The organism is Pseudoponticoccus marisrubri, assembly GCF_001482405.1.
Lineage (GTDB): Bacteria > Pseudomonadota > Alphaproteobacteria > Rhodobacterales > Rhodobacteraceae > Pseudoponticoccus > Pseudoponticoccus marisrubri.
The window spans coordinates 102,748-114,976 of record NZ_LPXO01000012.1 but is presented as its reverse complement, the minus strand read 5'-3'; the positions used below and the strand labels follow the sequence as shown (position 1 = coordinate 114,976).

Annotated in this window: 17 protein-coding genes; 12 read left to right on the top strand and 5 right to left on the bottom strand. The window is 66.3% G+C overall.

The annotated features are described in order from the left end of the window. The first annotated feature begins 2 nt into the window (after positions 1–2). The 3 genes from flaF to AVJ23_RS17170 are packed head-to-tail and all read left to right on the top strand — an operon-like array spanning position 3 to position 1,590. Complete coding sequence (gene flaF, locus AVJ23_RS17180) at positions 3–380, top strand: flagellar biosynthesis regulator FlaF (RefSeq protein ID WP_058863446.1); 378 nt, start codon at positions 3–5, stop codon at positions 378–380. Beyond that, positions 377–781, top strand: coding sequence for a flagellar biosynthesis repressor FlbT (flbT, locus tag AVJ23_RS17175; protein WP_058863445.1), 405 nt, complete (start codon positions 377–379; stop codon positions 779–781). The genes flaF and flbT overlap by 4 nt, the downstream gene beginning before the upstream one ends. Further along, the gene (locus AVJ23_RS17170) at positions 778–1,590 is read left to right on the top strand and encodes a DUF1217 domain-containing protein (RefSeq protein ID WP_058863444.1); all 813 of its coding nucleotides are present in this window, start codon (positions 778–780) and stop codon (positions 1,588–1,590) included. The genes flbT and AVJ23_RS17170 overlap by 4 nt, the downstream gene beginning before the upstream one ends. Before the next feature lie 11 nt (positions 1,591–1,601). Here AVJ23_RS17170 and AVJ23_RS17165 read toward each other — a convergent pair whose 3' ends face one another. Next, complete coding sequence (locus AVJ23_RS17165) at positions 1,602–2,984, bottom strand: FliI/YscN family ATPase (RefSeq protein ID WP_058863443.1); 1,383 nt, start codon at positions 2,982–2,984, stop codon at positions 1,602–1,604. A gap of 84 nt (positions 2,985–3,068) precedes the next feature. Between AVJ23_RS17165 and AVJ23_RS17160 the strand changes: the two genes are divergently transcribed. The 9 genes from AVJ23_RS17160 to AVJ23_RS17120 are packed head-to-tail and all read left to right on the top strand — an operon-like array spanning position 3,069 to position 7,635. Beyond that, a complete protein-coding gene (locus AVJ23_RS17160) occupies positions 3,069–3,446 on the top strand; it encodes a FlgB family protein (RefSeq protein ID WP_058863442.1) in 378 nt (125 codons plus the stop codon). An 11-nt stretch (positions 3,447–3,457) separates the two neighbouring features. Further along, a complete protein-coding gene (gene flgC / locus AVJ23_RS17155; protein ID WP_058863441.1) occupies positions 3,458–3,847 on the top strand; it encodes a flagellar basal body rod protein FlgC in 390 nt (129 codons plus the stop codon). Between the two features lie 43 nt (positions 3,848–3,890). Next, positions 3,891–4,184 (top strand): flagellar hook-basal body complex protein FliE, encoded by a 294-nt coding sequence (fliE, locus tag AVJ23_RS17150; RefSeq protein ID WP_058863440.1) that lies wholly within the window; start codon positions 3,891–3,893, stop codon positions 4,182–4,184. A gap of 3 nt (positions 4,185–4,187) precedes the next feature. Next, positions 4,188–4,457, top strand: coding sequence for a flagellar biosynthetic protein FliQ (locus AVJ23_RS17145; RefSeq protein WP_058863439.1), 270 nt, complete (start codon positions 4,188–4,190; stop codon positions 4,455–4,457). A gap of 1 nt (position 4,458) precedes the next feature. Then, on the top strand, positions 4,459–5,172 hold the full coding sequence (locus tag AVJ23_RS17140; RefSeq protein WP_058863438.1) for a flagellar hook-basal body complex protein: 714 nt from the start codon (positions 4,459–4,461) through the stop codon (positions 5,170–5,172). A 10-nt stretch (positions 5,173–5,182) separates the two neighbouring features. Beyond that, positions 5,183–5,968 carry a flagellar basal-body rod protein FlgG gene (gene flgG / locus AVJ23_RS17135; protein ID WP_058863437.1) on the top strand — a complete coding sequence of 262 codons (786 nt, stop codon included), beginning with the start codon at positions 5,183–5,185 and terminating at the stop codon, positions 5,966–5,968. After that, positions 5,968–6,384, top strand: a complete 417-nt coding sequence (gene flgA, locus AVJ23_RS17130) for a flagellar basal body P-ring formation chaperone FlgA (protein WP_058863436.1) — start codon at positions 5,968–5,970, stop codon at positions 6,382–6,384. Before flgG ends, flgA begins: the two co-directional genes overlap by 1 nt. Then, positions 6,381–7,121, top strand: coding sequence for a flagellar basal body L-ring protein FlgH (gene flgH, locus AVJ23_RS17125; RefSeq protein WP_058863435.1), 741 nt, complete (start codon positions 6,381–6,383; stop codon positions 7,119–7,121). Before flgA ends, flgH begins: the two co-directional genes overlap by 4 nt. A gap of 10 nt (positions 7,122–7,131) precedes the next feature. Further along, complete coding sequence (locus AVJ23_RS17120; protein WP_058863434.1) at positions 7,132–7,635, top strand: flagellar basal body-associated FliL family protein; 504 nt, start codon at positions 7,132–7,134, stop codon at positions 7,633–7,635. On the opposite strand, the gene AVJ23_RS17115 is transcribed toward AVJ23_RS17120, so the two are convergent. From AVJ23_RS17115 to flhA, 4 genes are read right to left on the bottom strand one after another with little or no spacing between them, the layout of a single operon-like run. After that, positions 7,632–8,060 (bottom strand): hypothetical protein, encoded by a 429-nt coding sequence (locus AVJ23_RS17115; RefSeq protein WP_058863433.1) that lies wholly within the window; start codon positions 8,058–8,060, stop codon positions 7,632–7,634. The genes AVJ23_RS17120 and AVJ23_RS17115 overlap by 4 nt on opposite strands. After that, complete coding sequence (locus AVJ23_RS17110; protein ID WP_058863432.1) at positions 8,057–9,148, bottom strand: EscU/YscU/HrcU family type III secretion system export apparatus switch protein; 1,092 nt, start codon at positions 9,146–9,148, stop codon at positions 8,057–8,059. Before AVJ23_RS17110 ends, AVJ23_RS17115 begins: the two co-directional genes overlap by 4 nt. Positions 9,149–9,154: 6 nt before the next feature. Beyond that, on the bottom strand, positions 9,155–9,922 hold the full coding sequence (locus AVJ23_RS17105) for a flagellar biosynthetic protein FliR (protein ID WP_058863431.1): 768 nt from the start codon (positions 9,920–9,922) through the stop codon (positions 9,155–9,157). Further along, a complete protein-coding gene (flhA, locus tag AVJ23_RS17100; RefSeq protein WP_058863430.1) occupies positions 9,919–12,006 on the bottom strand; it encodes a flagellar biosynthesis protein FlhA in 2,088 nt (695 codons plus the stop codon). The genes AVJ23_RS17105 and flhA overlap by 4 nt, the downstream gene beginning before the upstream one ends. Positions 12,007–12,229 lie beyond the last annotated feature (223 nt).

Below are 12,229 nucleotides of genomic sequence, written 5' to 3'. Positions count from 1 at the left end.
AAATGAACGCACAGACCCTAGCCCAACGCGCCTATTCCCAGAATGCGCGCACGACACAAACACCGCGCGGGACCGAATACGAGCTGATCGCCCGCGTCACGTATCGGATCAAGTCGATGGCCGAGGCCGGGCCCATGGCCTACCCCAAGCTGGTCGAGGCGCTGTCCGACAATCAACGTCTCTGGACAGCGCTTGCCGTCGATGTCGCGGATGGCGGCAACGAACTTCCCAAGGAATTGCGGGCGCAAATTTTCTACCTGGCCGAATTTGTCCAGTTCCAGACATCGAAGGTCCTGGCTCGCAAGGGACGGATCACGCCTTTGCTCGAGATCAATGCCGCGATCCTGCGTGGGCTAAGCAGCAGGAGACCACGGAAATGAGTGGACTCGTTCTCAAACTCGGACCGCGAGAGCGTGTTCTGATCAATGGCGCCGTGATCGAGAACGGCGATCGGCGCAGCCGGTTGTCGATTGTCACGCCCAACGCCAACGTCCTGCGCCTGCGCGATGCCATCCATCCCGACGAGGCCAAGACACCGGTTCGGCGACTTTGCTATACTGCGCAACTGATCCTGACAGGAGACGCCGACCCCGCGCTTGCACGTGAACAACTGCTGCCCCGGATCGAGGAGCTCAGCCAGATCCTCGTCGACCCCGACAGCCGGCGTTTGCTGACAACGGCCAGCGAAGCCGTGATGGGTGAGCAGTTCTATCAGTGCCTAAAATCCCTTCGGGCGCTCATACCACGAGAGGACCGGCTTCTGGCCGCCGGATCGCGATGACATTTCAGCCGGTCATCGTCGGGTCCGGACTTGTCGGATGGCAGTTTCTGCAGGCCACCCAATCCAAACAGCGTGCCGTTTTCGACGCCGCACCGGAACTCGTGCGGGACACGGATTACTTCGCCTCGGAGATTCGAAACGTGACCAGCGCCGAGGATCTTGTCGCGGATCGGCGCTTGTTGCGGGTGGCCTTGGGCGCGTTCGGATTGCAGGACGACATCGACAACACGTTTTTCGTTCGGAAAGTGCTGGAGGATGGGATCAACGACCCGGAGGCCTTGGCCAACAGACTAACGGATGAACGCTACAAATCTCTCGCGCGGACATTTGCATTTGATTCGGCTCTGGAGCCGGCCACCCAGCGCGACGGCTTTGCCGCCGACATTATTTCGCGCTTCAGAGCGCAGGAATTTGAAGTGGCGGTCGGCAACCAGGACGAAAGTCTTCGCCTCGCCATGAATTACGAACGGAGCTTACCCGAGATCGCCCGGGCAAGCGGCGGAGACGATACGAAGTGGTTCCGCGTCATGGGGACGACTCCGTTGCGGAACGTACTGGAAACAGCGCTTGGCCTTCCCAGCGGTTTTGGCCAACTGGATATCGACAAGCAGTTGGAGATGTTTCGCGACAAGGTCAACAGCCGCTTCGGAGTCAAGGAAATCAATGATATGGCCGATCCAGATGTCATCCGGAAGGTCGTACAAACCTACCTGCTGCAAAGCCAGATCAATCAGACCAGCGTGGCGGGCTCCGGGCAGATCGCCCTGTCTCTGCTGCAGTCCATCCCCCGCCAATCATTGCTAGGGTGAGCAACGGAGAATCATGTTGAGGTGACCTTGCTTGGGACGTTGGATCGTGCGGCTCTTTGCGGCACCTTAGCGCCGCTCGATCCAAGCCGACGCAGGATCAGGCTCAGCTGTCGAAAAGCCTGCTCGGGTCCAACGGGTGATGTGCTGGCAAGGAAGGAATCGAGCTCTGGCCAGGCCTTGATGGCGAGGTCCAGCGTTGGATCCTCGCCTTCCCGGTAGAGACCCGCGCGTAGCATGGTTTCGTTCTGCGCATAGGTCCCGAGCAGGCGCCGCACTTGCTGGATGGTGTCATTTTCCAGCGCATTCGCGGCCTCGGGCAAGCTCCGGGATACGGAGCGGAGCAGGTCGATCGCTGGAAAACGGCCACGTTCGGCGATCTGACGGTCGAGTATGACATGGCCGTCGAGGACGCCGCGCAGGATATCCGCCACGGGCTCGTCCATGTCCGACCCGGCAACCAGCACGCTGAACACGGCCGTGATGTCCCCCTGCCCGTCACAGCCGGGCCCCGCGCGTTCGGCAAGCCGCATGATCTGATGCGCAACAGAGGCGGGATGGCCACGCAGCGCTGGCAGCTCACCCGAGGCAATCGCCACTTCGCGATGCGCCTCGGCGAAGCGGGTGATCGAATCGGCGAGGTAGAGCACATGATGGCCCTGGTCGCGGAAATGCTCAGCGATGGTCATCGCCGCTAGCGGGCAGCGCCGACGTTCGAGGGGCGACCGGTCCGAGGTCGCGGTCACGACCACGCTGCGCGCCATCCCTTCACGGCCCAGCACATGGCGCACGAATTCAAGTACTTCGCGCCCGCGTTCGCCGACCAGCGCCAGGACGACGACATCAGCCTGCATCCCTTGCGCCAATTGGGCCAGAAGACGGGACTTGCCTACACCGGAGCCGGCGAACAAGCCGATGCGCTGGCCGCGCACGATGGGCAGCAACGTGTCGAAGACCGCCAGACCCGTTCCAAGCCGAGACCCCAGCCCCCGCCGCATCGCAGCAGGCGGCGGGCTGGTCCGGAAGGGTCGTCGGCGCGGTCCCGGGCCCAACGGAGCACCGTCGAGTGGCCGGCCATAGGCATCGATCACCCGGCCAACCCAGCTGTCACAGGGGGCCAGCGTCGGCGGCCCCAGGACCGCGACGCGATCCCCGCGTGACACGCCATCCGCGGCCTCGTCGGGCAGCATCGCCACGAGATCGTCACGAATGCGCAGCACCTCGCCGCCCAGCGCGCCGTCGGGGCGGATCAGGCGCAGGCGATCCCCGATCGAGGCGCTCTCGGCCAGGCCCCGCACCCAGATCGCGGTGCCATCCACCGCCTGGACACGGCCGACAGCCCGCACCGGCTGCATCTGCGCGATCTGCGCCCTGAGGCCAGCGATCTCTTCGTCCATCGTCCGCTCCGTTCAAACTTCGCAAACCGTTTCTAAAGGAATCAACGTTAAGCCTTGGTTTCAGAAACCGAGGGAGAAGCCCCGATGTTCGAAAACCTGGACGTCTTCAGAACGGCGATGACCATGGCGCGGCACGCCGGGCTGCAACAGGCCTATAGCGCGCAGAACATGGCCAATGCCGACACGCCCGGCTACCGCGCCCGCGAGATGCCGGCTTTCCGCCTGGCCGGCGACACGCTGGACACGGCCCAGAAGGCCACCCGCGCCGGGCATCTGCACGGCACGACCCGCACGATCTTCGAGGCGCGCGACCGCGACACCCCCGCCGATCCCAACGGCAACACCGTCTCGCTCGAGCAGGAGATGCTAGCCGCCGTCGGCGCCAAGCGCCAGCACGACCGTGCGCTCGCGATCTATCGCAGCAACCTCACCATCCTGCGCACCAGCCTTGGTCGCAGCTGAAGGAGCCCGCCATGAACGCCTTTGCAGATGCCCTGACCGTCACCTCAAGCGGGTTGCGCGCGCAGGCCGACCGGCTGCGCCTGCTGTCCGAGAACATCGCCAATGTCGACACGCCCGGCTACCGCCGCAAGACGGCGCCATTCCGCCTGACCGAAACGCGGACCGACCTGTCCGCCGTGTCCATGGGCGATGTGCGGCTGGATCGCAGCGACCTGGAGGTGATCCACGACCCCTCGCACCCGCTGGCCGACGCGACGGGGCATTACAAGGGCTCGAATGTCGACCTGATCATCGAGATTGCCGACGCCCGCGAGGCGCAGCGCAGCTACGAGGCCAATCTCAAGATGTTCGATCAGACGCGCCAGATGTCGAGCAGCCTGCTCGACCTTCTCAGACGCTGAGCCGCGCAGAACGCGCGCCAAACCCGAGCGAAAGGAGACCAGAATGGATGTCCGCTCCCTGAGCGCCGCGCAGAAATACGCGGCCTCCCGTCCCGCCATGCAGCCCGAACCCTCCGAGGCGAGGCCGGCGGAGGCCGTGGCGGCCCGGGCCGCCGACAGCTTTGCCGACCATCTGCGCCGGACCGAGGAGGTCAGCCAGACCGCCATGGCCGGCAATGCCGATCCGCATGCGCTGGTCGAGGCACTGGCCCAGTCCGAACTGGCGGTCCAGACCGTGGTCGCGGTCCGCGACAAGGTGGTCGAGGCCTACCAGGAAATCCTGCGCATGCCGGTCTGAGCCATGCTGACCGAGACCATCTTCTTCGACACGCTGCGCCAGGGCCTGTGGATCGCCACGATCACCTCGGTCCCGATCCTCAGCGCCGCGCTGATCGCCGGGGTTGGGGTCGGTCTGTTCCAGGCGCTGACCTCGATCCAGGAAATGACGCTGACCTTCGTGCCCAAGCTGATGGCCATCGTCGCGGTGTTCTGGATGTCGATGAGCTTCATGACGAACACGCTGGTCAGCTTCTTCCAAGACCAGATCATCCCAATCATTACAGGAGGCTGACGTGGAAACAGCCGGCTATACCGCCCTGTCCCGGCAATCGAGCCTGATGCGGGAAATGCGGGTGATCGCGAACAACATCGCCAATGCCAACACGACCGGCTATCGCCAGCAGGGCGTGATCTTCTCGGAATACATCACGCAGGGCGACGGCGCCGAGGCGGTGGCCATGGCCAGCGCGCGGGTGCGCAACACCTCCTTCGCGCAGGGCACGCTCGAGCAGACGGGCGGGCAGCTCGATTTCGGGATCGAGGGCGACGGGTTCTTCCTGGTCGGCACGCCCGAGGGCGAACGCCTGACCCGCGCGGGCGCCTTTGCCATCAGCGGGGCCGGCACGCTGGTCACGCCCGATGGCCACCCGGTGCTGGATGCCGGCGGTGCGCCGATCCTGCTGCCGCCCCTTGCCACCGACCTGGCCGTGGCCCGCGACGGTACGATCTCGACCGAGGGCCGCCCCGTCGGCCAGCTGGCCATCATGCGCCCGCTCGACCCCAAGGGCATGGTGCGCGAGGGCAATACGCTGTTCTGGGCCGAGGCGGGGATCGAGCCGGTGGCAGACCCGCGCGTGATGCAGGGTTTCGTCGAGGCATCGAACGTGGACCCGATCCTGCAGATCACCCGCATGGTCGAGGTGCAGCGCGCCTACGAGCTGGGCCAGACCTTCATGGAGCGCGAGGATGAACGCGTGCGCGCCGCCCTGAACACCTTCGTGAAATAGGAGACAACCGATGCGAGCCCTGAAAATCGCCGCAACCGGCATGAGCGCGCAGCAGATGCGGGTCGAGGTCATCTCGAACAACCTCTCGAACATGAGCACGACCGGCTACAATGCGCGCCGGGCCGAGTTCGCCGACCTGCACTACCAGCAGATGGCCCGGCCGGGCACGGTAAACGCCGCCGACGGCACGGTCCTGCCCACCGGCATCCAGCTGGGGCTTGGCGTGCGGCCCTCGGCCGTCTCGGTGCAGCTGGCGCAGGGCGCGCTGTCGGCCACCGGCGGCGATCTCGACATGGCGATCGAGGGTGCGGGCTATTTCGAGGTCACCCTGCCCTCGGGCCAGATCGCCTATACCCGCGACGGCGCGCTGAAACGCACCGGCGAGGGGCTGATCGTCACCGCCGACGGCCACCCCGTCGCGCCCGAGATCACCATCCCCTCGGATGCGCGCAGCATCTCGATCAATGCCGATGGGGAGGTCTATGCCTATTTCGCCGAGGCGGCCGAGGGCCAGCTGCTGGGTCAGTTCACCTTGTCGGGCTTCACCAATGCCAAGGGGCTGGAGGCGATCGGCTCGAACCTTTTCGTCGAGACCGAGGCCTCGGGCCCCGCGATCCAGACCACCCCGGGCCTTGATGGCCTGGGCACGGTGCGGCAGGGCTATCTCGAGGACAGCACCGTCGATGCCGTGCGCGAGATCACCGAGCTGATCGAGGCCCAGCGCGGCTACGAGCTAAACTCCAAGGTGATCTCGGCCGCCGACCAGATGCTCGCCGCCACCAGCCAGGTGCGCTGATGCGGGGGCTGGTTCTTGTCGCCGCGTTGGCCGGACAGGGCGCGATGGCCGACACGGTCGTCGCCACCCGCACGATCCGCGCCCAGAGCATCATCACCGCCGCCGACATCCGGCTGGACCCGGCCAGCGTGCCCGGCGCGCATGAAGACGTGGCGGCAGTTCTGGGCCAGGAAGCCCGCATCGCCATCTATCCCGGGCGCGCGGTCATGCGCGGCCACGTGGGCACGCCGGCGCTGGTCGATCGCAACCAGGTGGTCGAGCTGATCTACAGCCAGGGCGGGCTGCGCATCGTGACCGAGGGCAAGGCGCTGGGCCGCGGGGCCGAAGGCGACCGCATCCGCGTCATGAACACCAGCTCGCGCTCGGTCCTGTTCGGACGGATCCATGCCGACGGTTCGGTCCGGGTGGCGCAATGATCGGGCCATCCCTGCGCCTCGTACCGCTTGCCGCGCTGGTGCTGGCCGCCTCCGCCTGCGGCCGCGTCGGCCATATCGGCAAGCCGCCCGAGTTCACCCCGAACACCACCAGCACCGAGAAGGTCGCCATGGTCGCCTCAGGCGTGGCCGCCAGCCCGCAGCGCAAGCATGGCGTGGCCTCTGCCTCGCTTTGGAGCGGCGGGCAGACCTCGCTGCTGGGCGACCGGCGCGCGATGAAACGCGGTGACATCCTGACCGTGGTGATCGAGATCGACGAAGAGGCCGAGATCTCGAACAGCACCTCGCGCTCGCGCTCCGGATCGGAAAGCCTCGGGATCCCCGGGCTCTTCGGCATCCCGCAACGGGTCAACCAGAAGATCACCGACGGGGCCAGCCTGGACGAGGCGGTGTCGATCGACAGCTCGAGCAGTTCCAGCGGCGACGGCTCGGTCCGACGGGCCGAGAGCCTGACCTTGCGCGTCGCGGCCACGGTGACCGACGTGCTGCCTAATGGCGTGCTGTCGATCGTGGGCTCGCAGGAGGTGCGGGTGAATTTCGAAATGCGCGAGCTTCTGGTGTCCGGCTACGTCCGGCCCGAGGACATCTCGCGCCAGAACGAGATCACCTATGACAAGATCGCCTCGGCCCGGATCTCCTATGGCGGGCGTGGCCAGATCACCGATGTCCAACAACCACGGATCGGCCAGCAGGTGCTGGACGTGATCCTGCCCTTCTGAGGAGGCCATGATGCGGAAACTCCTGCCCATCCTGCTCGCCCTGATCGGCACCGGCGCCGGGGTCGGCGCCGGGTTGTTCCTGATGCCGGATCCGGAAGCGGCCGGCACGCAGGCGGCGGTGGACTGCCCGCCCCCGGCCGAGACCGCGACGCTGGAGACCCCGGCACCCGACGATGATCTGCCGCCCTCGGGCCGCGAATATGTCAAGCTGAACAACCAGTTCGTCATTCCCGTGATGGGGCCGGAGCGGGTGCAGGCGCTGGTCGTCGCCTCGCTCAGCGTCGAGGTCGCCAGCGGCACGAGCGAGCAGGTCTACACGCGCGAACCCAAGCTGCGCGACGTGTTCCTGCAGGTCATGTTCGACCACGCCAATATCGGCGGGTTCGAGGGGACCTTCACCAATGGCGACCGGATGCAGATCCTGCGCAAGGCCCTGCTCGAGGCGGCACGGCCCGTGCTGGGCACGGATGTGAGCGACGTGCTGATCACCGAGATCGCCCGACAGGACACCTAGAAATCGCGCGCCGCCAGCGCCCGGCGCAGCAACGACAGATCATCCAGCGCGTCGGCCTCGGCCGAGCGCTGTTTGCGCATGCGCGCGCGCTGGTCATCTTCCTGCAGGGTCCGGGCCGCTTCCTCACGGGCAAAGGCATTGCGCGCCCGGTCGAGGCTCTCCAACTCGCGGGCGCGTGCCATCGCCATCTGGCGCAGCACCTCGGTCCGGCGGCGTACCAGCCAGCCCTGCCAGAGCGCATCCGCCCCCAGGATCTGGCGCGCGCCCAGCGATCCGCCATCGGCCTGTGCCGCGGCACGCAGCTGGTCGATCTGCGCCAGTTCGGCCTCGATATCCTGCCTCGCCCGAACCCGCTCGCGATGCCGCTCCAGCGCCTGCTCCTTGAGCAGCGAGGAGGCGGAAATCAGGTCGTCATAGCGTGTCATTTCCAGCCTTTCTCGCGCGCCTTCCTGCGCATCGCTTCGGCAAAGCGGATCGCCGCGGCAACCGCCATGTAGTGCTCGGGCGAGATCTCGGCGCCCAGTTCGGTTGTCGCAAACAGGGCCCGGGTCGCGGGCGGGTTGGAATGGATCGGCACGCCCGCCTCCTGCGCTTTGTCGCGGATGCGCTGGGCGACCAGGTCCTGCCCCTTGGCCACGCAGGTCGGGGCCGAACCGGGCCGGCGGCTCCATTTCAGCGCAACCGCGTAATGGGTCGGGTTGACAAGGATCACATCCGCCGTCGGCACGTCGCGCATCATCTGGTTCATCGCCATTTCCTGCGCGCGCCTGCGGCGGTGATGCTTCAGATGCGGATCACCCTCGGCCTCTTTCGACTCGTCGCGCAGCTCCTTCTGGGACATCCGGTTCTTGCGACGGTGCTCGGCCTGTTGCCAGAACAGGTCGATGATCCCGATCGCCACCGCGATCAGCGACACGATGAACAGAAAGCGCATCATCAGCCCGGTCATCATCAGGATCGCCTCGGCAGGGCTTTCCTGCGCGGTGCCGACGATGGGTTCCAGCTGGCCGCGCAGGAACAGCGCCAGCAGGATCGAGTAGACGGTGAGCTTGACGAAGCTCTTGAAGAACTCGAACAACCCCTTGCGGCCGAACTTGTTCTTGGCATTGTCGACGGGCGAGAGGCGCGAGATCTTGGGCGTCAGCTTGGTCCCGGCAAAGGCAAAGCCCCGCGTGGCAAAGAGCGCCGCCAGAACGCACAGCCCGGGCAGGACGAAGAGCGGCGCCACCGGGCCCAGCGCGGCCGTGAGCAGACCGCCGGCGACGGGCGTTGCACCATCTTCGAAGAACAGCGGTCGCAGACGGTCAGGCTGTTCCAGAAGCGGCAGCATCGCCTCGGACATCCCCTGTACCATGGCGCCGCCCAGCATCGTGCCGGCGACCAGCAGCCCGAGATAGGCCACCGCGGTCAGGAAATCCGGCGCGCGGGCAATCTCGCCCTTCTTGCGCGCCTCGTCGAGCTTGCGCTGCGATGGCTCGTGGCTCTTCTCGGCGCTGTCCTCCTGCCCGGCCATGATGCGCTACCGGAAGGGCACGGCGAGGAAGCGCTCGAACGCCGTGAGCCACGCGCTCAGCATGACGGGCGCCGAGACCAGCAGCATGGCGATCGCCCCGAAGCTGATCACCGGCGCGCCGACAAAGGCCACCATGAGCTGCGGCATCGCCTTGTTGATCACGCCAAGCGTCAGATTGTAGATCACCGACAGGGTCACGAAGGGCGCGGCCAAGCTGAAGGCCAGCGCAAAGCTTTCCGAGACGCGCTGCCGCCCGGCCTCGGCGATGTCGGCGGGGTTGGGAAAGCTCAGCACGGGCAGGATCTGGTAGGTCTGCACGAAGAAGGCGGCGGCCTTGACGTGAAAGCCGGTGCTCATCAACAGGGCCAGCGCCGCCGTTGTCAGGATGTGGCCGACCGCCGGCAGCGGGTCCAGCCCGGACTGGCCCATCAACTGCGCAAGCGAGGTCGATTGCGCCGCGATCGACCCCGCGGTCTGGATCGCCATGATGAAGAAGCGCAGCACGAGGCCCAGGAAGAGGCCCGACAGGGTTTCGGTCGCGAGGCCCAGGAAGAACAGCTCACGCCGGAAAGGCGGCAGGGTGTCGAGAAACGGGGCGCCCGGGGCGACGATGGCTGTCAGCATCAGCACCAGCACCAGCCGCACCCGGACCGAGATCACCTGCTCGCCCAAGCCGGGAATGGCGAACATCGCGGCCGCGACGCGCAGGAAGACCAGCAGAGCCGCCCAGGCCATGCCGGCCAGCGGATCGACCAGGGCGGGCAGGCCGGTCATGCCGCCACGACCCCGACCAGGGCCGGGCGCGCCTCGAGCCCGATTTCCTCGAAACTCATCACCGGGTTGGTCATCCCCTTGGCCGCCATGATCGTGCGCAGAAAGCGCCGCCGGCGGGACGAGGTGACCACGGCGGCATTGACGCCGCGCTTGCTGGACTCGCCGATCTGCTCGGCCAGCGCGGTGGTCAATGTCTCGAATTTGTCGGGCGGCAGGGCCACGTCCATGGCGCCCTGCGTGCCCTCGATCTGGTAAGCAAGGAAGGTCTCTTCCCATTCCGGGGCCAGCTGGATCAGTGGAATGGTCCCGTCCTCGCGCCGCAGCCCTGCGACCAGCTGGAACCCCAGCCGCTGGCGCACATGTTCGCAGATCGCCTCTGCCTGGTTCTGGTGACCGCGCATCTCGGCGATCGCCTCGAGGATCAGCGGCAGGTTGCGGATCGAGACCTGCTCGTCCAGCAGCAGCCGCAACACGTGGTGCAGCGTGTCGATCTGAACCTTGTCGGGGATCAGCTCGTCCAGCAGCTTGCGGTTCGCCTCGGCCCGGGCCGGGTTGGAGAGCGAGACCAGCTCGTCCAGCAGGCGGCGCAGGGTCTTCAGGGTCAGCAGCCGGCCGAAATTGCGGCGGATGATTTCCAGCAGATGCGTGGCCAGCACCTCGGTCGGCGAGACGATGGTGACCCCGGTAATGGCCGCACGCTCCTGCTCCTCGGGGCGGATCCAGCGCGCCGGTGCGCCATAGACCGGCTCGGTCACGTCCTGCCCGCCCGGCAGCGCCGCCGTGTCGTCGGGCACCAGCGCGAGAACCAGATCGGGGTTCAGCTCGCCGCGCGCCATTTCGACCCCGTGGATGCGGATGACATAGGTTCCGGTGGGCAGGGCGGCGGCATCGGTCAGGCGGATCTCGGGCAGGATCAGGCCGAAATTCGACGCGATATGCGTGCGCATATTGGCGATCCGGACGTCGAGCCCGGTGCCCGGGTCCAGTACCATGTTCACGAGATCGGGCGCGAATTCCACGTGGATGTCGTCGAGATCGAGCACGTCGCCCATGGGCCGCCTGGCCGGTACGGCGGTCGCGTTCTCATCCGGCTTCGGGGGCGCGGCGGCCTCTTTCCGGCGCCGGTCAGCCAGATACCAGGCCGTGCCCATCAGGACCAGCGCCCCGGCCATGAACGGCAGGAAGGGCAGGCCCGGCACCAGCGCGAACAGCGCCATCAGCACGCCCACCGCCGCAAGGGCCGCCGGGTGTCGACCCAGCTGGCTGGCCACCGCGACGTCGGTCGCGCCCGTTGCCCCGCCGCGCGCCAGCAGAAGACCCGCGGCGATCGAGATGATGACCGCCGGGATTTGCGAAACCAGTCCGTCGCCCACGGTCAGGATCGCGTAGGTCTCGAGCGCCTGTCCCAGCGGCAGGTCATGCACCACCGTGCCCATGACGATGCCCATGACGAGGTTCAATACCGTGATCAGCAGACCCGCCACCGCATCGCCCTTGACGAATTTCGACGCCCCGTCGAGCGAGCCGAAGAACGTCGTCTCCTGCTGCTCACGCTCGCGCCGCGCCTTGGCCTCGGCATGGTCGATGGCGCCCGCGGACATGTCGGCATCGATGGCCAGCTGCTTGCCCGGCATCGCATCCAGCGCGAAACGGGCCGAAACCTCGGCCATGCGGGCCGAGCCGCGCGTGATCACCGCGAAATTCACGATCATCAGAACGCCGAACACGACAAGGCCGAGGAACACGCTGCCGCCCATCACGAAATTCGCAAAGCCCTGGATCACCGCGCCGGCGGCATGCGTGCCAGTATGCCCCTCGCCGATGATGAGCTTGGTCGAGCTGACATTGAGCGACAGGCGAAGCATCAGCGAAGTCAGAAGGATGGTCGGGAAGGCGGAAAAATCCAGCGGCCGTTCGATGAACAGCGTCACGGTAAAGATCAGGATGGCCAGTCCAAAGGACGCGGCCAGCCCGATATCCAGCACCCAGGACGGCATGGGCAGGATCATCATGATGATGACCGCCATCAGCGCCAAGGCCATCAGAACGGTGGGCTTGAAGTGAGACGTGCCTGTGAGGGTCATTGCAGCATCCTCGGTTAACGGGGCGCGCGGCGCCTTCAGGGCATGTCTTGCAGAAACTTGATTAAGATTGCGTAAGCCAGCTTTCGCTGTTGGGTTTGAGGCCGAGGGTCCACGCAGCGGCTTGGCACTGATCGACATTCGTCAAGGGATCGTCGCTCGCGACGAACTCGGTTGCGTCGGCGCCCTTTTGAGGTGCCGTCAAGCAGTACGGGAAAGGGACGGT